The sequence below is a fragment of the Sutcliffiella cohnii genome, from assembly GCF_002250055.1.
In the GTDB taxonomy this organism is placed as follows: Bacteria; Bacillota; Bacilli; order Bacillales; family Bacillaceae_I; genus Sutcliffiella; species Sutcliffiella cohnii.
In genome coordinates this window covers 3,924,647-3,945,342 of sequence record NZ_CP018866.1, presented here as the reverse complement: position 1 = coordinate 3,945,342, position 20,696 = coordinate 3,924,647, and the positions used below count along the sequence as shown (strand labels likewise).

Genomic DNA, 20,696 nt, shown 5'->3' with positions numbered 1-20,696 from the left:
AAGATTTATATACCGGGAGCTGATTCATTTGGCATATCAACAACAAGGGGTGCGAGGGGAATATTGGAGTGACCGAACATCAATGATGTATTATAAATACGTTGATTTTTTAGTAGGAGCATTTGCTTCTAATGCAAAAAGCATGATAGATGTTGGAACTGCAAATACCCGTTACATAGAAAGTTTTAATTGGATACCTGAAAGATATTCATTAGACATAAAAAATCCGTATAGTTCTGACACAGTACAAGGAATTGAGATGGACTTCCTAAAGTTTGAACCGACAAGAAAATTTGATTTTGTAACTTGCTTACAGGTGTTGGAACATATACCTGATGTACAGGAGTTTGCTCGAAAGCTACTTCAAATATCAGATAAAGTATTAATTTCAGTTCCCTATTTATGGCCAGTAGGTTCAGATAAGGAACACGTGCACGATCCAATTGATTTAGAAAAAGTTAATAGCTGGATGGGAAAAGAACCATCATATTACATTATTGTAGAAGAACCATTAAGAATACCAGAAAAAAAGATGAATAAAAGGCTGATATGCTATTACCAAAATAAACCGGTAAATTTTGGAGAGGCTTTAAAACAGGCAAAAACGTTTAGAGGGATGAATATGATTGAATCAAACACAATTAATGAGAATGTTAACCTTATCAATTTAGAAGAAAAACTACAAGTATTGATAAATAATCAAAAAGACACTACTGAAATTCTTCGCTTAGAATTACAAGTAATGCGATTAAGAGATAAAATATCGGACCAAGCGATAAAGAACGAGAATCGCTATAACGAAATATCAAAACTAGAAAATGAGCTGGAAGAGCTGGAAAGGAAAAGAAAGGCTGTAAAAAAACAAAAGCGTTTTTATAAAAAGTCCTATGATAAAGTAATCAGTAGTACTTCTTGGAAGATTACTTATCCATTAAGGAGATTTGTCGATATTATAAAAGGGAAAAAGTAATACCGTATTAAGGAGGAACATCTTATGGAAGCGCCCTATAGTAGTAAAGATATAGAAGATAGTGTAAGTGGTAAGCTAAACAATACAATTAATGAATATGACGATCTAAAACAAGAATATGAGGATGTACTTTATAGAGATAAAGAGCTTTCAAATCGCATAAATGAACTTAAGTTACAAGTTAATCGAGCAAAAAGCCATTTAAAAAGTGAGCAGCATAGTAGGAATAAATTAAAAAAGAAATATGATAAACTCGTTACAAGTACTAGTTGGAGACTAACTAGTCCAATAAGAAAAAGTACTGATATCTTCAAAAGTATATTGAAAGTAAATAACAAAAATACTGTGAAGAATTCAAGAACCAGTACGAGCTCAACAGTAATTAAAAATAAGCGAGAAAATGTCCGTAATTTAGATCGGAAGTTATGGGGAGGATTTTTCACTTATGCACTTGAGGAAATTACCAATATAAAAAATACTGAAACGGCACCAGTTGATGAAAGAGTTAAAGCAGCCCGAGCTTTAGCAAGATTGCACTACGATAAAGGCAACTTTCAACAGGCCGCTGCAGAATTAGCATTTATAGATGAAACAAAAAAATTAAAAAGACCTAATATTGATCGGGTAATACCAGAAATAAAAGTTATGAAAAAAATAGATCAAACAGAAAAAGCTAAACAAAAAGTTTGGGAAACAATAGATTACAATGGATTTGAAGCAGAATTATGTATTTCAATGGCTTACTTAAATGATAACGAGCAACAAAAATTAAAATGGTTTAATTTAATATATGAGAAAAACGGATTATCACCAATAGAAATTACTGATACAAGTAGAGTAGCAAGTATTGAAAACATTTATAATCCAAGTGCAAAGAAAGCTAATTCTCTAGATCAGTATAAAATATCAATTATCATTCCGGCTTATAATTCTGCCGACTCTATCCATATTGCTCTAGAAAGCTTATTAAAACAAACGTTATCAAATATAGAAATTATTGTAGTAGATGACTGTAGTCAGGATAATACGATAGAAGTAGTAACGGAGTATACAAAGAGAGATAATAGAATAAAGCTTATAAAAAAGGAAATCAATCAAGGTGCCTATATGGCTAGAAACACAGCACTAGGCCATGTTACCGGTGATTATATTACTATCCATGACGGTGATGATTGGTCTCACTCTCAAAAATTAGAATTACAACTCCAAGCAATTTTAGATAATTCCAATTCTGTTGGTTCGGTTTCTTACTTAATACGGTCATTAGAAGATTTAACGCCTGTTAATGCAGGTTCACTATTAAGTAATAAATTTATTATGATGAATTCTTCTTCACTATTATTTCATAAATCAGTTTTAGAAAAGCTTGGTGGCTGGGATAGTGTACGTGTAGCAGGAGACACTGAATTTATTTGGAGAATAGAGAATTTATTTGGTAAAGAAAGTATTGTTCGCGTATTGCCTAAAGTGCCTTTATCGTTTGCGTTATCTAATGAAAACTCACTAACTGGAAAAAGTGCAACTCATGTTAAAACTATTATGTATGGTTTAAGAAGGACTTATAGAGAGTCTTTCCAATGGTGGCATAAGTCTATTGGTCACATTTCCGAGTTTTATTTAGATCCAAAGAAAGTCAATAGAAGTTTCCCTTGTCCTGTTCCAAATATGGTTAATAAACCTGAATCACGTTTATATGATTTTGTTTATATTGCTGATTTTTCAAAATCAGATGCAGAAATCTTAGCACATATTAAGTCTTTACGAGACAATGGAAATAAGGTAGCGATTTTTCATTGGCCTCATTATAATAATAGTGCACTTGAACCTATTGCAGATGAAGTATACCAAATTGTTAATGACTACAAGGTTGATATACTTGTTGTTAATGAAGTAGTCGAAACAGATAAAACAATAATAGGTAGTCCAGAAGTTTTAGAATATGCATTGGATAGTGCACCGGAAATTAATACAAATGAAACTTACGTTTTCGTGAATGAAAATAATAATAATCATGATTCATTAATTGGAAATGTAAAGTTGGTATTTAATAATATGGAACCTAAGGCAGTAAAGAGAAATGAATATATAAATATGTAGTATACATGAAACCATCATAATAATTTTATGGTGGTTTTTAAAATTTATGTTACTATCTTAACTATTGTGTTTTTTAGTTTGTTTTGTGTAAAATAGTGTAGGTACATAATATAAATTATTCTTCGTAAAAGGAGTTTTCATAATGAACAAAACATTAATCTTCGGACACAAAAACCCAGACACGGATACTATTTGTTCGGCTATTGCATATGCTCATTTAAAAAAGGAGTTAGGTGCGAATGTTGAAGCAGTGCGATTAGGTGAAGTAAATGGTGAAACAAAATACGCACTTGAACACTTCGGGATTGAGGCTCCTCGTTTAGTAGAGACTGTAGCGAATGAATCGAATGGTGTAATATTAGTAGACCATAACGAATTCCAGCAAAGTGCAGCTGATATCGAAGATACTCATATTTTGGAAGTGATTGATCATCACCGTGTTTCTAATTTCCAAACGGCAGATCCGTTATACATGCGTGTGGAGCCAGTTGGTTGTACGGCAACGATTTTAAACAAGCTTTATAAAGAAAAAAGCGTAGAAATCCCGAAAAACATTGCAGGTTTAATGTTATCTGCAATTGTTTCTGATTCGCTTCTATTCAAATCTCCAACTTGCACAGATGAAGATATTGCAGCTGCAAAAGAGCTAGCGACTATCGCAGGTGTCGATGTAGATAAATACGGCTTAGATATGTTAAAAGCTGGTGCTGACTTAAGTGAAAAAACAGCTGCAGAATTAATTTCTATCGATGCAAAGGAATTTGCAATGGGTAATTATAAAGTAGAGGTTGCACAAGTGAATGCTGTTGACGTTTCAGAAGTAATGGCACGCCAGACGGAACTTGAAGAAAAACTAAATGATGTTATTTCCAGCAAAGGATTAGATTTATTTGTTCTAGTTGTAACAGATATACTAAACAGTGATTCCACTGCTTTAGCACTCGGCCAAAAAGCGGATGCAGTCGAAAAAGCATTTAACGTAACGTTAGATAATCATACAGCTGTGTTAAAAGGCGTTGTATCACGTAAAAAGCAAATCGTTCCTGTTTTGACAGAAGCTTTAAAATAAGTAAAAAGAGGATGTCCCAAAAGTCAGTATAACTGGCTATTGGGGCTTTTTTTATGATGTTGAGAGAAAGGTGGGTAGGTTTTAGTTGGTTAGTGGAAAGTAGGATGTTGGAAGGAAGGATAGGAGCCGATGTTAACTGCCAAAAAGCTAGTGGCTAATAGCTAACAGCTACTAGCCAGCTTAGTTTTCAATTTATATTCAAATGTTCTTTAAAGATATTTGACACTCTCGTTCTTTCGTCCTCAGGGACAACAAAATAGTATACTCCGTTAATAGTGGACCCTGAGCCGCTAAGTTGTAATGTATCCACATTATGACGTGCTTCTAAATAGTTACGTTGAATAAGCATCATATCTTGTCTGGAAAGGTTTGTATTGACGTTATGACCGATTGCACCAAGTAAAGAATTCACGTTAGCCAATCCTGTTACGGAAGCGCCTTTGTTAATAACACCTTGGACGACTTGTTTTTGTCGGTCTGTTCTTCCGAAATCTCCTCGTGGATCTTGTTTCCTCATTCGTGAGAACGCAAGTGCTTCATCTCCGTTTAAAGAGATTCGGCCCTCTTGGAAAGTAAACTTATCTTGCGTAAAAGCAAAGGAATTGTTTACTTCTACACCGCCAACTGCGTTTACGATATCTTTAAAACCTTCCATATTCATTTTTACATAAAAATCAATTGGAATGTTTAAAAACTTTTCTACTGTTGGTATGCTCATTTCGACTCCACCAAAAGCGTGAGCATGATTAATTTTATCTAATGTTCCTCTACCAACAAGCTCAACACGAGTATCACGCGGTATACTCATCATTTTCATGGAATCGTCTGCAGGATTAACAGTGACCACCATTAAAGAGTCTGTTCGGCCTCGATCTGTTCCACCTGATTCTTTATCAATCCCCATTATAAGGACAGAAAATGGCTGTTTTTTAGACAAATCGACAGGACCTGTTCTCAATGTTGAGAAATCTCGATCTAAAGGGTCGTGCATCGTTGTTAATGCTTTATTTAAAGTAAATAACGTATATCCAATATAACCACCAACTAACAGGACAAATACAGCTAGAATGCTAAGAGTGACTTTTACCCATTTTTTCATTTTCTTCTTTTGTCTACGTTCAGATCTCATCCTCGTATCTTCCTTTATTTGTATTATAGTAATCGAATCTATTAAATTATATTCGTTGTTCCATATTTGTACAAGTGGATATTTTTTAACATCTCTCTAAAATATCAAATTATGTAAAATTATTTTAAAAATAAAAAGCCCGCCTTAAAACAAGGCGAGCGAAAAGGCTTATACATTACCATTGATCTTTCATAATTTTTTTAGCCATGTCTAATGAAAATTGTAGTTCTTCTTCTACATAATGATCCTTCGAAAATAACTTTAACGTGTACATATTATTTTCCATACTGTATGTTGCTAATGACTGGTCTACATCATTAAGCAAGTAATACATCCAATATTCACCAGAGATTTTATATATATCACCTTTAAAAGGCTGTAAGTAGTTTTCATTAATAATGGGACTATTGGAAAAAACCATCATAAAATCAGCATACCCTTGATGGTTAATACGAATAATCGTACTTTCTCCAGTAGAATATTCATAAACGAGCATATCTTCTAAAGAGTATAGCTCATCTTGCTCGATATAGTTTGGCTCGCCGAAAACACTTTTGACTCGCTCTACTGTATCTCCAACCGTAATTGCTTCTGAATCAGTCGGACTATTTTTTACATAAAACTTTCCATCCTCACCAGTAAACGCTCTAGTGTTTGGAAGTTCAGTTTCTGTCGCAGTTTCTTCCTCTGTATCTACACTCGATTCAGCCTGGTCTTGTTCGCTTTCTTTAGTTTCTTCTTTAACAGTTGAATCTACAGTCGATTCAGCTTGTTCTTGTTCACTTTCTGTATCCTCTTCTGCTTTATTTACTGAGACTTCAGCTGTGGATACTACCTGTTCAGTCTGTTCTTTTGTTGCCGAAGTAAGAGGGGAATAGCCTTCATATTCTGTTTTCGTACCGACACTATTAAGTACTAATAAAAATAATAACCCTATTGTGATTAAGTTCTTCATTTAAAAAATGCCCTCCATTCGGATCGTTATATATTTATATATTCAGAGTTAAATTAAAAGTTCTTATAGTAACTGTATTTCCTTATCACTATATGTTTAATATTACAAAAACATTACAACTGATTTTTAAATAATTCAGTGGAGGATTGGTGTTAGTTTGCTGCCTTCCGTAAACGAGCAAATCTCGATACTTACGTTAGGAAAAGCGAACATCGTTATTGTTATTGGATATGCACATAGAAGATACGGTTCAAATTAGGCAGAATATGTACGAGTGAATGATATTTATCCAACCTTTGCGGAACTTAGCTGAAGTAGGTCTCGAAGCATTACAATTGAAATAACTGGTAGAAAAATGCTAAATATAAAATATTTTGTAAAAACATGTTGAAATACCTAACCTAATATAGTACTATTTTATTAAGTTTTGTAAGATATTAGGTGGTGCAAAGGGTGAAAAAGGAAAGTGATCTTCACTCTACTAATGATATTTTGAATGTTTTACAGTATGCTTTCCAGGAAGGTAACAACCAAAAAAACATCTCAGCAAAAGAATTAGTAGAAAAGATAAGTAAAAGATTAGAGAAAATAACGAGGACTACATAAAGAACTAGACTTATAGATTACTATAAAGTCTAGTTCTTTTTTTGAGCCTATAAGAAAGTATAAAGTTTATTAATCTATAAATAACGAACAAGCTCTATTTATTAAAGAGTGTTTTCTTCCTAAAGTCGCATAAGATAAACTAGCGCAGATTGCTTCGCAGCAAGGACTAAGCGATCTGCGAGTTTATCTAATAAAAAACAAACATAAATTTTTCCATCACAGGTAATAATAACATCATCAACTTGTGGAGGAGATTTTATGAAATTTATTATAAAAATGCTAGTCATTGGAATAATTCTATCTTTATTGCAGTTCCCGAACATAACTTCGGCTGCACCTACAGACGAAGAAGTTCAAACATATCTTCGTGAAATTGGTTGGACTGAGCGGGAATTAAAGGCGTATTTAGATTTTTATGAAGTATCGCTCCAAGATTTTAAAAATATTGAAGCATTACGAAAAGAATTAGGTACTCCAATTACGAAAGAAAGTCTACACGAATTATTGGATTCGTACAATATTACAGAGGAAGAATTAAATATTTTGTTAGCAAGGTTCGGAGAGAAAATTCAAGATTATACGTTCATTGAAGATTTAGATGTGGCGATCGATTTTTACTTAACACATGAGGAAGAAGTAGCTCGAGCAGAGAGATTTTTCGTATCGATGGGCTTTGAAGAGCGTGAAGCACATTTATTATTTCAACATATTTTACGTTTAGATAAAGATACGCTACTACCAGCATTAAGTAAAATTCAAGACGATTTAAGGCAAGTTACTACGAATGAAGAGGCGCTTACTGTTTGGCGACAGTTTTTTGAAGTGTTTCAATTAGGTGCCACAGTTTATCAAGTGGATGACCAAGGTCGATCAGTAATAAATAGGGAAGATATGCTTTCTTCTCAGCAAATGGATAATGCTACGTGGATTTTAGAGCTTTCCACTGCGAGTACGACCGATGTTTTAGCCTCTCTAACTTTAAATGAAGAAATGCTAACAAGTGCGTATGCAGCAGAAAAGGGAGAAGAGCTTATTTTTACAGCCCAAGTAGTTATGCAATTAAGTGACAAGTTATATGGAACTCGGATGCCGCAAACAGCAACTTCGAATGGAGCAGGAATGCTAGTTGGACTAGGCTTAATGGCTGTTGGATTGTTTTTATCGAGAAGGGTCCGACAATGAGAGAGGCGAAAGTAATTTCGATGTTTTTTATTAGCATGGGTGCGGTGTTATTTCTGCAAAGTGGAATTGCGTTTTGGGAAGGAATACGGTCAGTGGAAGAAGGAGTGATTGAGCGTACGGTTCCACCTCCAATCGAGCCTACTATTGAGCAGACCTTTATGGCTGGTGAGAAAATAGGCTACTTACATATTCCTGCACAACAAAAAAAGATTAGCATTTTTGAAGGAACATCTGAGAAAGAACTACAAAAAGGAATTGGCCATTTACCGAAAAGCTCATTCCCAGGACAGGTCGGAAATATCGTTTTATCAGGACATCGTGATACCGTATTTCTTCATATAGATGAATGGAGCGTTGGAGACGAGCTCACCATTGAAAGTAATGGCGAACACTATACGTACAAAATAAAAAAGACGAGAATTGTCGATAAGGATGATGGGACCGTCCTTGTACCCCGTCCCAGGGAGGAATTAACGATTACGACATGTTATCCGTTTCAATTTATCGGCAGCGCTCCTGAGCGATACATTGTTATAGCAGAACGAATAAAATAAAAAAGCTACCTACCGTGATGGTAAGTAGCTTTTATTTTATGATTTAGCAGTTTGTGGCTTCGTTGTATCATCTTTTGAACGAGTAATAAATTGGGAGAGTAATTCGTCGCCAGCTAATCCTTCTCCTACGAGACTGGATAGGAGGTCTACGTGAAAGCTATTGTTGCGACGGAAAAGCTGTGCATCGAATAGGACACTAATATGCTCTTCCATAACGGAAATATGCTTTACTCTAGCATGAAAAGTGGCTGGGTCATTTGTTGGTTTAGAAATAATCGTTTGTATCGGAATAAGCTCTTCACTATTGACAAGGTTCTCAAATAATACGAGGTTGTCCTTTGGAACGTACGCCTCTACTAGCCATTGCTCATCCAACTCTTTATTAATAATAAGGCCGTCGATTAATGGGATAGGTCGGTTTTTATTTTCCTCAATAAGAGCTAAACTAACGAGCTTGAACGTTTTCATTCTTTCCCTCCTATAGGTAGTCAAAAGTTTTCAGGACTATTTTGCTTAACTTTATTTTTACCGTTTACTATAACTACGATTATAGCATATTGCAATGTTTTCCACTCTATGTATGAGAATATTAAAATTATGTTAGAAGTATAAAACAGTTGATTGAGGAGTCAAAAAGTTCATTTTGCTAGAAGAAATAGAGTGTTTTCTACCTTTTTACTTGCAAAAATGTTTTTTCGTTCATTTTACGTATTATTCCACACGTAATACTATTGAGTTGCAGTTCAAGTTAAGCACTGAAAGGAGGGAAGAGAATGATCAATCAAGTGACTCTTGTTGGTCGGTTAACGAGAGACCCTGAGCTCCGCTATACGAGTGAAGGAACTGCTGTAGCGACGTTTCATTTAGCGGTAAATAGAAATTTTAAAAATCAAGCTGGAGAAATAGAAGCTGACTTTGTTTCTTGTCGAGTTTGGCGTAAGCTTGCAGAAAATGTTGCAAACTATTGTCGAAAGGGGTCACTGATCGGCATAACGGGAAGAATTCAAACTCGTCGCTACGAAGACAAAAGCGGATCTTGGGTCTACGTGACAGATGTAGTGGGAGACGATGTAAGGTTTCTGGACAAACGAAAAGAGAAAAACGTTATTTTTACAGAAGGTAGAAGTGAAAGAAAGACTGATATACAATTAGAAACGTCAAAATAAGGGTATTTATAATCTTTCGTACATGTAGAAGAGGCAGGGCTTTGGGTAGGTCCTGCTTCTCTACAAAACTATAACCTCAAATAGAGAAGAACATCCATTCACATTTATCAAATAAAACTTCCCCGATACTCTCCTCCGCAGCCAGCAATTATTTGTTGGCTACTATTTTTTCTTTATATCTGTTTGTTGTTTGATTAATAATTGAAATATTTGTTCTATATACTCTTGTTGCTGTTTGGATAATGTTGTATATGTATGTAATTGCTGTTTAAAGTTAGGAGCATGTTGCAAAAAGTTAACGATATCAAGTAGTTGTGTATCATTCTCTGGTAAATTATATAGACGTTTAAATTCATTTATATACGATTGTTCTGATGTGTGTTGCCCCATTAAATATGCAACACTTACTCCAAAAACATCACTAATCTTTTGAATCGTTTCTGTATCTGGTGTGAGCTTTTCTGTCTCCCATTTGCTTACTTGTGAACGGGAGTGATTGATACGTTCTCCTAGTTCGTCTTGCGACCAGCCTTTTTGTGTACGTAACGATTTAATATTTCTAGCTAAAACAGAATGGGACAAGAGAATACCTCCTATTCAATATAAATGGCTACTATAACCGTATAGGAAAGGTATTATGTTGAATGTTCCAATTAAGAACAAAGGTTACAAAAGTTCATAATCAGAACAGTTATTAGGTAGTTAGTACGAGGAAGAAAGAACGAGAAAAATGGAGAAAAAAGATATAAATTTATGAAAAAGCATATAAGAACACAGATATTGACGAATCTATCGAAATAGGTAAACTATAAGTAGAATCGTTTGGATAATTTTGGATTTAAAAACCATGCAAATGAGATGTACCAAACTGGCGTACTACGCCGAAAGCAACTAGAACCGCTGTAGATGATAACAATAATAAAAATAAGGAGCGGGAGAAGTAGTAATGTTTTATTTGTCGAGTGTCAGTTTTCATGAGAATGATTATAAGCATGTGGCCAATATTTCGAATTACTATATTTATGTGAAAGACTTTCACACTTCCAATTCTAGTAAAGAAGCTAGCTCGTTTTATGATGCCCTTCAACTATGTTCCAACGTAATAGAAGAGGAATGTTGGCGATCTATCGTTATTAATCGGCTGCAGTCTATTGAGTTCCATTTTCGTTCTTACGAGAATAAAAAACAAATTATTTCGATAATGGTCCATTTGCCAACGTTTGAAGTTGACATATACTCTTACGGATGGCAAACATATCGGAGTAGGTATTTAAGACATAACGATAACTACAATATTGATGATTCAGTTATTTTAGAGTTGCTTCAACGAATATATATTAAGCATAATGACACTATTACATATCTATCACACTTTCGTCCGCGTGCGAAAAAAGAATAAAAAAAGCCAGGCAATGGGTAAAGCTCAATGCCTGGCTTTGGTTTCTGTTTAGGTTACTACTGACATGTTTTTACGTCTAGCTCCGGCGCTTAGGCCCTATCAAACTTCCTGTTCCGTCCGTACGATAAGTCAACATCGACTAAACGTTGTTCGCCGTGTTTCCTTTATCTCCTACCGGAACAGTCCAGTTTGTACGGGCCTGTTCGAAGCGCCTCCGCTTTTGTTTTAGTTGCGAAGTACTAGTAAGTCCTGTAGTTCTTCGTTTGTTAATTCTGTTATCCAGCCTTCGCTCGTAATGATTTGATCATTCAAGCTTTGCTTGGACTCAATCATCGCATCAATTTTTTCTTCGAGCGTTCCTGTTGTAATAAATTTATGAACGTGTACAAAACGCTTTTGACCAATTCTGTACGCTCGGTCTGTTGCTTGATTTTCTACTGCTGGGTTCCACCAACGGTCGTAGTGAATAACATGGTTTGCAGCCGTTAAGTTCAGTCCAGTACCACCAGCTTTTAAAGATAAAACTAGAACGTTATACTTTCCTGCTTGAAAGTCGTCGATTAACGTATCACGATCTTTTTTGCTGACAGATCCGTGTAAAAATTTTACGCGTTCACCTAATTTTTTTTGCAGAGCTTGAACGATCATATTACCCATTCCAATATATTGCGTAAAAATTAAACAGCTCTCATTTCTGTCACGTACTTCTTCTACTAACTCTACTAGCTTCTCCATTTTCGAGGAGCGAGAGATTAAGTCTGTTGGTTCATCTTCTTTTAAATAAAGGGAAGGGTGATCGCACACTTGCTTGAGCTGACCGAGCATTTTTAAGACAAGTCCTCTACGTTGAATACCTGCTAATTTCTCTACCTGCTCGAGCGTTTCCTTCACAAGTCGTTCGTAAATAGATGCTTGTTCTATTGTTAAAGGGCAATATTCTTTTTGCTCTTGTTTGTCCGGTAAGTTTAATGCAACTTGTTTATCGGTTTTCGTACGACGTAAAAGAAAAGGTTGTATTAATTTTTGTAATTGCTCAATCTTCTCTTTATTTTGCTCGCGCTCAACAGGTACGACAAATTGGCGATGGAAACTACCGAGTGATCCTAAATATCCAGGATTTATAAAATCAAAAATAGCCCATAATTCTGATAAACGATTTTCTATCGGTGTTCCAGTTAATGCAATATGATGACGGCCGCGTAATTTTCGAACAGATTGTGACTGTTTTGTATCGGCGTTCTTTATATTTTGTGCCTCATCTAAACATATAGCATCCCAATGAACGTTAGTGAGTTCTTCTTCATCTAAATGTGAAAGAGCGTAGGAGGTAAGAATAACATCGGCCCCCTTAACAAAAGAGTCGAACGCTTCCCCTTTAACACGATTAGGTCCGTAATGTAATTTCACTCCTAAATTTGGTGCAAACTTCTCTAATTCCTTTTGCCAGTTTCCAAGTACAGAAGTAGGGCAAATAATTAAACATGGATTAATGTTATTCCCTTTTTCAAACGCTTCTTCTTTAGCGGAAAGGAAATAAGCAATTAATTGAATCGTCTTTCCTAGTCCCATATCGTCAGCTAAACAAGCGCCAAACCCGTGTTTTCGTAAAAATGTTAACCAACCAGCTCCGTGCGTTTGATAGGGGCGCAATTCTCCTTGAAAGCTAGGAGGAACATCAAACTGTTGATATTCTTTACCTTCATACAGCTGGTGAAATAGTTTTTTTACTTCACCGGACATTTCAATTTGTATATCTGATATATCATCTTGAAAGTCTGCTTCAGACCCATCGCCAGCATTATTTTTTAATACATCTTCTAACGAAATTCCATTTTGCTCTGCTTGCTGCATTAGTTTACGTATTTGTTGGATGAAGGATGGATCTAATACCATCCATTCTCCTTGTATTCGTACGAGTCGACGGTTTTGCTCGACAAGTGCAAGAAACTCTTCCTCTGATAGTTCGCGATTCCGTGTGGAAAAGCGCCATTCAAAATTTACGAGAGAATTTAGTCCAACGAACGATTGACTATTTTGATTCGTGCTAGTAACTCGCGCTTTTACTTTCGGACGAGAGTTTTTCACCGCTTGCCACCATGAAGGTAAATAAATATCGACGCCCATTTGAATGAGCTTTTCACTACCAGTGAGTAAAAAATCCCATGCTTCTTCTTCTGAAATAGTAGCGTTCAACTTTTCCTTTTTAAAAATGGTTGGTGTAACAAACTCCCACTTTCTATGTGCTTTCTGGATGGCTGCTTTATGTTTCGAAAACTTAGCTGGAAGCTTATCTTCACCGAATACGTATTGGGTGTCTGTCTTTTTGTCTTTTAATATCGTTTGCATCGTCCAATCGTACCCATCTTCCTCAGGTTCCGAGATGCGAAGTCCGATTGTAAACGGTGTTTCATCTTTATACCAGCCGATATCTAGTAACCAATCTTCCTTTTCGCCGTATAAATCTTGCAATGAATCTTCAAAAAAAGCGGGTGTAAGCTTTTCAGGGTTTGGCCAAATAGGCTCAAGCAGAAAATATTGTTTTTCTTCAACTAGCTTTTGCATCGTACTTTCCAGCCAAGTTTGAATAAGAGGTAGATGTGGACGAACTAGTATGTTTTGATCCGTAAGCTTTTTTCCTTCGCCGGTAAGGGTATAGGTAAGTTCATTTTCCTTCCAAGCTGCGAAAGAAGGTTCAAACGCTTTTTCCTCGATAATCGTTTTTAAAGTAGGTGCAACAAGCCGATATATTTCCGCTTGATCACTCCAAAATACTTCATAAAAGGAGTTACCAGTTTCTTCTGCAAAAAGCTCTAACGCTTCATAAGCAGTCAAAAATAGTCCGTTTTTTCCTTCGAACGTGTCCTCTTTTAAAGCTGTGCCAAAAAAGGAGCTTTCATGCCAAGTAAAAAGCAATGAAATATAGTTAGAAGGAGGAATAATGTTCCCGTCTTCCTCGCCGTATAAGAAAAATTTATGTAGTTTTTGTAAGTAAATAGCATGAATCATTAATTCGTTCATGGTAAAAGTTTACCTCTTTTCAATTCCTCCTGAAACGAGCGTAATCGTTTCGTCCTGTTTGCTAACTCTGGGAAATAAGCATCCCAATAGGAGAGCTTTTTTTCTTTCTTGTAAATAGCGAGTAGTTTCTTTAATAATCGAACGGCTTCTTTATAGCTTTTACGATTACGTTCGTTTATTTTTTCTTCCACCCCGCGATGATAAAAAGGTAAAAGAACAGAAGGAGCTTCTTTTTGAATCATTTTTAACCGGTAAGAATCGAGTGCATTCCAATCAAACCCTAAAAATAAGTGCAGTTCCATCCATTTTCGATACTCTTTCGTTTCATATAGGTACCATTCATATTCAGTAAAGCTGTATGGCAATAGTTTTTCCATCGCATATATGTATGGTTCATCATTGCCGGTTTCTTTCGCTAAGCTTGTTAGTAGCTTTAATAAATAGGAGGAAAGCTGTCTTTTCTTATTATAGATTCCTTCGGCTAAAATATAATCGATGACGGAGGATAGGGCACCATCAACTAGTTTGGCCATTTGTGACCATGCACCAGTTTTGGATAACATTCGTAACCAATGGAAAATAAAAGGACCATATCGAATTCGATCTCGTTTTATCCATTGTAGAGCTTCTTCCTCTTTTTTTAGTAATAGGAGTAAGTGAATGTTTAAAATCGATGCTGGGAATGAAGTTAGTTCGGCAATGTCTTTTCGAACCGTTCCCATCCAATTTCGCTTTTGATACACGGTTTTCCACATATATTCGACGACGAAAAACTTTTCGTTTAAAAAATCGTCTTCTTTTAAGAAAAATTGATTTACTACCTCGCAACTTTCCTTCAGTAACGTATCAAGTTGAAAGGAAAGGGCGTGATGGGCCAAACTTTTCGATTGCTCTTCTAGCACGTCAATTACGCGTAAAATCATATCACGAACGTATTGAGGTGGGTGTTGATCTGCCTCTTCCATCATTTTTTCCATACAAAAAATAGCTGCATGGACGATGAAAAGCTGTCTAATTTCCCCTTTTTTCGGAGCAACAAGCTGTACTTTCGGTAAAAAAGTATAATAAATAGATGAAATTTGATGATTCGTCGATGCTGTAGAGCGAAAGTGTTCATATTGTGATTGTAAGTATTGAAGCCAGCTAGCTAATGAACTTTCGTCGTACACTAGTTGTGTTGGTACGTTCTCTTTTTTTGCTGCTTTCCATTGTTCCATTAAAGTAGTAATCGGTTCTGATTTTGCCCACATCGTTAAATAGACGGCAAGTGCATGAGGGCAAAGGGAAGAGGTGTCACACGAGCAGCGGCTGAACTCTCCCATATCTGTATCGATGAGCGTATGGTATGTACTGGACCCTACTTCTACTTTTCCGAAAATATTCGTTCCGTCTTGATAGACGTTGTGAACGTTCCCACTACGAAAGAGCCGAAGTGCTTTACTTAATAGTTGTCGATTTTCTTCATATTGAAGAGGATATTCTTCTATTAAAAAGGTTGTAAACTGGTCCATTTCGTCACCATCCAAAAGTTGTTTGCTTTTAAAACTAAGAAAAGGCTTCCTACTAATAGGCGAGCCCAGTATTTTAAAAATTTCCATACCTTTAATTATAGATTTTTTCCACTTTCGTTACAACCTAACAAGCAAAAGCAAACTAATTTACTTCAAAATTAGTGGAAGCTTGAACAGGTAGGTCTGCTCCTGCAAATAGAAACTGTATTTTATACGTACCTTGTGGTAAATCTGCTTTTACTTCGTCCGTAGAGACAGTGTACGTTAAGCTTTCACCGCTAGAGAGTGTCGTTTCCACTATTGCTTGTGTGTACATCATACCGTCGGAGTGCTGCTTTATCTTTTTTCCATTTTCATCAAAAACAATATAGTCAAATTCTTGACTGGAAGAAAAAAGTATTTCTAAATCATTTTCATCTGTATTTTCGACTATGAATATAAACGAATCTTCTTCAAGTTGAACATTGGCTTGCAACGTGTTATCAGGATTGGTAAGTTCCAGTTCTCTTTTCTTCTCCTCTTTACTCCCTGTAGACGGCGAGGAGTTATTTTCAGTTAATGAATTATCTGTCGAGTTTGTCGTCCCGCAAGCAGCTGCAACGAATAGTACGAATAAAAATAAAGGTGTCAGTTTTTTTAACATAAATATTACCTCCTATGTCCTGTTTTTATATTAGTCGTGAAAGGTATGAAGAAAGTTACTGTTTACCCGTAATGTATAGCAGATAAACTTCGAGTTAGAAATTTCAGTCTATTCGTAGGGCTAAAGGATAGTATATAATACAATTATACATAAATTGTAATTACAATATCGGGGTGTAGGAGAGAGATTGACAATGGAAAAAGTAAAAAAGTTTTTTACGAGTAAATGGTTTAAAGGTTCCGTTAACGGTATATGTTTCACACTATCACTTTTACTTCTAATATATAATGTTAGTATAATCGGATATTTTATATTATTAATTCGATTTGGCGAAGATCAAGGTGAAATGTTATACATGTTGTTAAGTACTGCTGGTATACTATTAATCTTAATTCCACTATTATTCAAAATGACGAAGCAACGGTTTTATCACTTTACTTTAATTGTGCTCCATTTATTTGCAATCGGTTTACCTTTTTTCATTAAGTTCATTGAAGGAGCTTTGAGGAAAATATAGAAAAGAGAGGAACGGATTTACTTTGAAAAAAGGAATGGTATTTGCGTTTTTACTTATTATTAGCGGATTAGGGTTCATTGGCTATGGTTTATATGAAAAAATTAGTATGGATAAAAAAACAGAAGCAGCTTTAAAAGAAGCAATCGAGAAAACAACAAGCTCCTCGATCGTTACAGAAAATGGAGTGCCTGAAGATTGGGATCCTGCAATTGGTGAAGCGATAGGTATTTTAGAGCTTCCAAAAATAGAGGCAGAACTTCCAATTGTAGCTGGAACAGATCCAAATGAACTAGCAAAAGGGGTCGGGCATTATACAGGCTCTTCTTACCCTGGTGAAATTGGACAAATCGTCATGTCGGGTCATAACGATACCGTTTTCTTGAGATTGGGAGAATTAGAAATGGGAGATACGTTCCAAGTAAAGATGCCGTACGGAGAATATACGTATGAAATTTATGATTCTAAAATAGTAGATGAAAATGACCTTTCGATTATTACATTGCAAAAGGAAACGGAAGAATTTATATTAACTACGTGCTACCCTTTTCACGTTTTAGGACCAACTCCTGAACGCTATATTTTATATGCAAAACCAGTCAAAAAGTAAATAATGATGATAAAACACTGAATATAGTCTTATTCGGTGTTTTTGTTATACTAATATAACAATTCTGAAATCGCGATTCGTTAATTTTCGACAAAATACACCCGTTCTCAATATGTTTATACTATGGTAATATTAATAAATAACTAACGTGGGAAATTTGGTCTATAAACCAAGATAGGAGGGAAGAACTATGATTGATCTTCATTGTCATATACTTCCAGGTGTGGATGACGGTGCTAAACATATGACAGAAAGTATTGAGATGGCTAGGGTTGCGGTAGAACAAGGGATTACAACGATTGTAGCGACGCCTCATCATTTAAATGAGAAGTATACAAACAAAAGAATAGACATAATCCAACTTGTAGCCGAGCTTAACGATCGCTTAAAAAAAGAAAATGTTCCGATTACAATACTTCCGGGTCAAGAGACTAGAATTCACGGTGAATTACTAGAATCCTATCAAAATGGTGAAGTTCTTACGATGAACGATAAAGGAAAATATGTTTTTATTGAGCTTCCTTCTGCAAACGTTCCTCTTTACACAGAAAAGTTAATCTATGATATACAGCTTGAAGGGCTGATCCCAGTCATTGTTCATCCTGAACGAAATGCTGAACTTTTACAATCACCTGATAAACTATACCAATTAGTAAAAAAGGGTGCATGCACACAATTGACGGCGGCTAGTTTAGTAGGGGCTTTTGGAAAGAAAATCAAAAAGTTTTCACATGATATTATTCAAGCTAATTTAGCTCATTTTATCGCATCAGATGCTCACAATATTAAAAATCGTACGTTTAAAATGGACGAGGCGTTTGAACTTATTGATAAAGAGTTCGGTAAGGAAACTCGTTACGTATTTATGGAAAATGCTGAGCTTTTAATTGAAGGCCAAACGATTATAAAAGAAATTCCGGAGCGTATTCGAAAGAAAAAGCTACTAGGGTTGTTTTAACATATATGAAAAATTCAAGCGGATGTACTGCTTGGATTTTTTTTATTTAATCGTTTACCAGGAAACTATAAACGTTAGCTTTACTTTCGTTACGTCTAGCTGAGCGCTCCGCTTCTGTTTATAGGTAAATAGTCTGTTGAATTTGCAATATTTTGTAGACAATTGTAGAAAAGTAATGGGAATAATAGTATATTGAGAGAGAGGTGGTAAAATGAGAAACGGAATTGTATTAGCCGTCCTATTAATTTGCTTAGGTTCGATTGTTGCAGGACATTTCCATTGGGAAAATAAAATTGCATCAACGGGCCAAGAGATTCAAGCTACTAATATTGCTAGTTTAAATGAACAAGCACCGGTAAAATCACAGGTTGAGGATCAGGATGAACAAAATGATGACCAGGGTGCCCAGCTTGCTGCTGAATACGCAAATCAGCTGCCTTCACCATTAAAAGAAGCTGTTCTACAAAAGGTGACGAGTGGTGAACAAGTACGTTTTCTTATCGTTGGTTCAAAAGGCTTAACCGGTGAATCCGCTTGGCCAAACATACTCCAAGAAGAAATGAAAAAATATTATGGGGACACTTTCGAGTTTTACATACAAGAAATTACCGATCATACATCTTCAAAAGTAGTAGAACAACAGCTTCACCTTCTTGACGAAATCGTTCCAGATGTTGTCCTTCTCGATCCATTTGTAATAGAGGATAACTATGGGCTCGTGCAAATGAGTAGAAGGTTTGCAAACATAAACGAAATGATTAATGGTTATAAAGAGCAAAATGAAGAAGTTGTGATGTTAATACAGCCTTCAATGCCGCTTTACGGAGCTAGAAACTATCCGCGTGAAATAGAAGCGCTACAAAAGTTTGCTGAACAACAGAGTTATTTATATTTAAATCATTGGACGAATTGGCCTCACCATAATGATGTCGAGTTTAAACAATATGTTTCTGACGATACGCAACACCCAAATGAGGTTGGGAATAACGCGTGGGCAGAATATTTATTGCGTTTCTTTACAGGGGATGAAATAGAGGACAGTATAGATTAATTATACTGTCCTAATTTATTTAAAATAACTTCCATATCGAAAATAGATAAACCCAAATGATAAATGCTACGAGAACTAATCCAGTAACTACATATGAAATAATTTTGCCGGCTTTAGAACGCTCGGTTATATATTGAATAAATAGAAACGGTATTAACAGCCACGGTACGAGCATGATGATGGACAGAGCGTAAAAGCTAAATGTGCTATATTCGAGTCCGAAATAAAACATAACCGCTGGAATCGTAACAAATATTGGGCATAAGCCAACAATGATCATGATGCGGAAGGAATAATTTTTTAAATATAAAAACAAGGCCTCCCAATTAAAATGTATAGGATAACTTTTAAGACGTTTAATTATTGGTTCGAATCTACTCGCTATTTCTGCCATCTTTATCCCTCACTTCTCCCTATGCTTATACTTATCATTCTATTAACACTACTAACTAAATATGACTAGTTAGAAAAGTTCATCAAACTGTTTTTCCAGCTTTCTTTCGTTTTTTCGTAATGTGATTGGTAGTGTTGGAGCTTTTCTTCCTCTACATGACTATGACTTTTTAATTCTTCTAAAATTTGATAAAAAGACTCGTCCGTTTCTTTTTCAAGTTCCTTTAATATTTGGTACCCTTCTAACAATAAGGCTAAACTACGTTCTTCCTGTAGCTTTTCTTTTAAATCCTCGAGCGCAACGTTCAATTTTTGTTCTGTTTCTACTTGTAATTGTTCTAGCTTCTTTTCGTATTGTTGAACAACATTTTCGTCTGTCCAATTATTAGACGTTTGGAATACAGGAAAAGTTACATTTTTATCCAAAGAAAAAAAGTTTTCGTTAGGAATTTCTTTTTCTAAAAGGGCAGTTTCTGCTCGTATCGGCAAGTGTTTACTAGTAGACTTAGTAGGGAGTGTGACGATAATAATTAAAACTATAAATATACTTATTAGAACTAACTGCATCTTATTCATAACAAAATTCTCCTCTCACCTATATAGTTTTAGCATCGTCGATTTTAAAGAAAACTATACGTTTTTATAGGGTGAGAATAAATATTCTAGTAAGTGGTGAAGGTTAACTACCAGTTAATGGGGCTTGCGATTTTCTAATGGAACTTTAACTTTATTTTTAGAAGAGAAGGTTGTAAACTTATATATTGGTAGGTTGGAAGTTTCTTTTTATTACAATTTCCATTATAATTAAGGGAAATTTGTGCATTGTTTGGAGAAACTAATAGTTAAACAAAACGTCTAACGTATTAAGGCC

General features: G+C 35.4%; 21 protein-coding genes. 12 read left to right on the top strand and 9 right to left on the bottom strand.

Features of this window, described 5'->3' with window-relative positions; all coding sequences use genetic code 11:
* The first annotated feature begins 28 nt into the window (after window positions 1-28).
* The 3 genes from BC6307_RS19965 to BC6307_RS19955 all read left to right on the top strand — a co-directional run bounded on the left by BC6307_RS19965 (window position 29) and on the right by BC6307_RS19955 (window position 4,136).
* Window positions 29-970, top strand: coding sequence for a methyltransferase domain-containing protein (locus BC6307_RS19965; protein ID WP_094366199.1), 942 nt, complete (start codon window positions 29-31; stop codon window positions 968-970).
* A 24-nt stretch (window positions 971-994) separates the two neighbouring features.
* On the top strand, window positions 995-3,067 hold the full coding sequence (locus BC6307_RS19960; protein WP_066417538.1) for a glycosyltransferase family 2 protein: 2,073 nt from the start codon (window positions 995-997) through the stop codon (window positions 3,065-3,067).
* 142 nt (window positions 3,068-3,209) lie between these two features.
* The gene (locus BC6307_RS19955; RefSeq protein ID WP_066417536.1) at window positions 3,210-4,136 is read left to right on the top strand and encodes a manganese-dependent inorganic pyrophosphatase; all 927 of its coding nucleotides are present in this window, start codon (window positions 3,210-3,212) and stop codon (window positions 4,134-4,136) included.
* Between the two features lie 187 nt (window positions 4,137-4,323).
* Here the strand turns inward: BC6307_RS19955 and BC6307_RS19950 are convergent, their stop codons facing one another.
* Together BC6307_RS19950 and BC6307_RS19945 are read right to left on the bottom strand one after the other, a co-directional pair.
* Window positions 4,324-5,265: an LCP family glycopolymer transferase gene (locus BC6307_RS19950; RefSeq protein WP_066417533.1), complete on the bottom strand. Its 942-nt coding sequence runs from the start codon at window positions 5,263-5,265 to the stop codon at window positions 4,324-4,326.
* 175 nt (window positions 5,266-5,440) lie between these two features.
* On the bottom strand, window positions 5,441-6,220 hold the full coding sequence (locus tag BC6307_RS19945; protein ID WP_066417530.1) for a hypothetical protein: 780 nt from the start codon (window positions 6,218-6,220) through the stop codon (window positions 5,441-5,443).
* 453 nt (window positions 6,221-6,673) lie between these two features.
* On the opposite strand from BC6307_RS19945, the gene BC6307_RS24910 reads away from it, so the two are divergent.
* From BC6307_RS24910 to BC6307_RS19935, 3 genes are all read left to right on the top strand, one after another.
* Window positions 6,674-6,826, top strand: a complete 153-nt coding sequence (locus BC6307_RS24910) for a YwzD family small protein (RefSeq protein ID WP_157076668.1) — start codon at window positions 6,674-6,676, stop codon at window positions 6,824-6,826.
* A 258-nt stretch (window positions 6,827-7,084) separates the two neighbouring features.
* Entirely contained in the window at window positions 7,085-8,008 is a 924-nt protein-coding gene (locus BC6307_RS19940; protein WP_066417527.1) for a processed acidic surface protein, read from the top strand.
* Window positions 8,005-8,562, top strand: a complete 558-nt coding sequence (locus BC6307_RS19935) for a class D sortase (protein ID WP_094366197.1) — start codon at window positions 8,005-8,007, stop codon at window positions 8,560-8,562. Before BC6307_RS19940 ends, BC6307_RS19935 begins: the two co-directional genes overlap by 4 nt.
* Window positions 8,563-8,598: 36 nt before the next feature.
* Here BC6307_RS19935 and BC6307_RS19930 read toward each other — a convergent pair whose 3' ends face one another.
* Window positions 8,599-9,030, bottom strand: coding sequence for a YwpF family protein (locus BC6307_RS19930; protein ID WP_066417524.1), 432 nt, complete (start codon window positions 9,028-9,030; stop codon window positions 8,599-8,601).
* Between the two features lie 305 nt (window positions 9,031-9,335).
* Between BC6307_RS19930 and ssb the strand changes: the two genes are divergently transcribed.
* Window positions 9,336-9,728, top strand: a complete 393-nt coding sequence (gene ssb / locus BC6307_RS19925; RefSeq protein ID WP_084380505.1) for a single-stranded DNA-binding protein — start codon at window positions 9,336-9,338, stop codon at window positions 9,726-9,728.
* A gap of 162 nt (window positions 9,729-9,890) precedes the next feature.
* Here ssb and BC6307_RS19920 read toward each other — a convergent pair whose 3' ends face one another.
* Window positions 9,891-10,310, bottom strand: coding sequence for a helix-turn-helix domain-containing protein (locus BC6307_RS19920; RefSeq protein WP_066417521.1), 420 nt, complete (start codon window positions 10,308-10,310; stop codon window positions 9,891-9,893).
* A 364-nt stretch (window positions 10,311-10,674) separates the two neighbouring features.
* Here BC6307_RS19920 and BC6307_RS19915 point away from each other — a divergent pair, with 364 nt between their 5' ends.
* Window positions 10,675-11,127 carry a hypothetical protein gene (locus BC6307_RS19915; RefSeq protein ID WP_066417515.1) on the top strand — a complete coding sequence of 151 codons (453 nt, stop codon included), beginning with the start codon at window positions 10,675-10,677 and terminating at the stop codon, window positions 11,125-11,127.
* Between the two features lie 225 nt (window positions 11,128-11,352).
* On the opposite strand, the gene BC6307_RS19910 is transcribed toward BC6307_RS19915, so the two are convergent.
* The 3 genes from BC6307_RS19910 to BC6307_RS19900 form a co-directional block, all read right to left on the bottom strand.
* On the bottom strand, window positions 11,353-14,145 hold the full coding sequence (locus BC6307_RS19910; protein WP_066420435.1) for a DEAD/DEAH box helicase: 2,793 nt from the start codon (window positions 14,143-14,145) through the stop codon (window positions 11,353-11,355).
* Entirely contained in the window at window positions 14,142-15,656 is a 1,515-nt protein-coding gene (locus BC6307_RS19905) for a hypothetical protein (protein WP_066420438.1), read from the bottom strand. Before BC6307_RS19905 ends, BC6307_RS19910 begins: the two co-directional genes overlap by 4 nt.
* A 142-nt stretch (window positions 15,657-15,798) precedes the next feature.
* Window positions 15,799-16,299 (bottom strand): BsuPI-related putative proteinase inhibitor, encoded by a 501-nt coding sequence (locus BC6307_RS19900; RefSeq protein ID WP_066420440.1) that lies wholly within the window; start codon window positions 16,297-16,299, stop codon window positions 15,799-15,801.
* Window positions 16,300-16,492: 193 nt separating this feature from the next.
* Between BC6307_RS19900 and BC6307_RS19895 the strand changes: the two genes are divergently transcribed.
* The 4 genes from BC6307_RS19895 (at window position 16,493) to BC6307_RS19880 (ending at window position 19,432) form a co-directional block, all read left to right on the top strand.
* Window positions 16,493-16,816: a hypothetical protein gene (locus tag BC6307_RS19895; protein ID WP_066420441.1), complete on the top strand. Its 324-nt coding sequence runs from the start codon at window positions 16,493-16,495 to the stop codon at window positions 16,814-16,816.
* A gap of 34 nt (window positions 16,817-16,850) precedes the next feature.
* Window positions 16,851-17,423: a class D sortase gene (locus tag BC6307_RS19890; protein WP_066420460.1), complete on the top strand. Its 573-nt coding sequence runs from the start codon at window positions 16,851-16,853 to the stop codon at window positions 17,421-17,423.
* Between the two features lie 190 nt (window positions 17,424-17,613).
* Window positions 17,614-18,381: a tyrosine-protein phosphatase gene (locus tag BC6307_RS19885; RefSeq protein ID WP_066420443.1), complete on the top strand. Its 768-nt coding sequence runs from the start codon at window positions 17,614-17,616 to the stop codon at window positions 18,379-18,381.
* A gap of 211 nt (window positions 18,382-18,592) precedes the next feature.
* A complete protein-coding gene (locus BC6307_RS19880) occupies window positions 18,593-19,432 on the top strand; it encodes an SGNH/GDSL hydrolase family protein (protein WP_066420445.1) in 840 nt (279 codons plus the stop codon).
* Between the two features lie 19 nt (window positions 19,433-19,451).
* Here BC6307_RS19880 and BC6307_RS19875 read toward each other — a convergent pair whose 3' ends face one another.
* Both BC6307_RS19875 and BC6307_RS19870 read right to left on the bottom strand, forming a co-directional pair.
* Window positions 19,452-19,826, bottom strand: a complete 375-nt coding sequence (locus BC6307_RS19875) for a hypothetical protein (RefSeq protein ID WP_066420447.1) — start codon at window positions 19,824-19,826, stop codon at window positions 19,452-19,454.
* Window positions 19,827-19,891: 65 nt separating this feature from the next.
* Window positions 19,892-20,401 carry a hypothetical protein gene (locus BC6307_RS19870; RefSeq protein ID WP_066420449.1) on the bottom strand — a complete coding sequence of 170 codons (510 nt, stop codon included), beginning with the start codon at window positions 20,399-20,401 and terminating at the stop codon, window positions 19,892-19,894.
* Window positions 20,402-20,696: the final 295 nt, after the last annotated feature.

Bases quoted from the DNA above. Each gene is read 5' to 3' on its own strand.
- BC6307_RS19960 (WP_066417538.1), top strand. From the start codon at position 995: ATGGAAGCGCCCTATAGTAGTAAAGATATAGAAGATAGTGTAAGTGGT.
- BC6307_RS19955 (WP_066417536.1), top strand. From the start codon at position 3,210: ATGAACAAAACATTAATCTTCGGACACAAAAACCCAGACACGGATACT.
- BC6307_RS19950 (WP_066417533.1), bottom strand. From the start codon at position 5,265: ATGAGATCTGAACGTAGACAAAAGAAGAAAATGAAAAAATGGGTAAAA.
- BC6307_RS19945 (WP_066417530.1), bottom strand. From the start codon at position 6,220: ATGAAGAACTTAATCACAATAGGGTTATTATTTTTATTAGTACTTAAT.
- BC6307_RS19940 (WP_066417527.1), top strand. From the start codon at position 7,085: ATGAAATTTATTATAAAAATGCTAGTCATTGGAATAATTCTATCTTTA.
- BC6307_RS19935 (WP_094366197.1), top strand. From the start codon at position 8,005: ATGAGAGAGGCGAAAGTAATTTCGATGTTTTTTATTAGCATGGGTGCG.
- BC6307_RS19930 (WP_066417524.1), bottom strand. From the start codon at position 9,030: ATGAAAACGTTCAAGCTCGTTAGTTTAGCTCTTATTGAGGAAAATAAA.
- ssb (WP_084380505.1), top strand. From the start codon at position 9,336: ATGATCAATCAAGTGACTCTTGTTGGTCGGTTAACGAGAGACCCTGAG.
- BC6307_RS19915 (WP_066417515.1), top strand. From the start codon at position 10,675: ATGTTTTATTTGTCGAGTGTCAGTTTTCATGAGAATGATTATAAGCAT.
- BC6307_RS19910 (WP_066420435.1), bottom strand. From the start codon at position 14,145: ATGAACGAATTAATGATTCATGCTATTTACTTACAAAAACTACATAAA.
- BC6307_RS19905 (WP_066420438.1), bottom strand. From the start codon at position 15,656: ATGGACCAGTTTACAACCTTTTTAATAGAAGAATATCCTCTTCAATAT.
- BC6307_RS19900 (WP_066420440.1), bottom strand. From the start codon at position 16,299: ATGTTAAAAAAACTGACACCTTTATTTTTATTCGTACTATTCGTTGCA.
- BC6307_RS19895 (WP_066420441.1), top strand. From the start codon at position 16,493: ATGGAAAAAGTAAAAAAGTTTTTTACGAGTAAATGGTTTAAAGGTTCC.
- BC6307_RS19890 (WP_066420460.1), top strand. From the start codon at position 16,851: ATGGTATTTGCGTTTTTACTTATTATTAGCGGATTAGGGTTCATTGGC.
- BC6307_RS19885 (WP_066420443.1), top strand. From the start codon at position 17,614: ATGATTGATCTTCATTGTCATATACTTCCAGGTGTGGATGACGGTGCT.
- BC6307_RS19880 (WP_066420445.1), top strand. From the start codon at position 18,593: ATGAGAAACGGAATTGTATTAGCCGTCCTATTAATTTGCTTAGGTTCG.
- BC6307_RS19875 (WP_066420447.1), bottom strand. From the start codon at position 19,826: ATGGCAGAAATAGCGAGTAGATTCGAACCAATAATTAAACGTCTTAAA.
- BC6307_RS19870 (WP_066420449.1), bottom strand. From the start codon at position 20,401: ATGAATAAGATGCAGTTAGTTCTAATAAGTATATTTATAGTTTTAATT.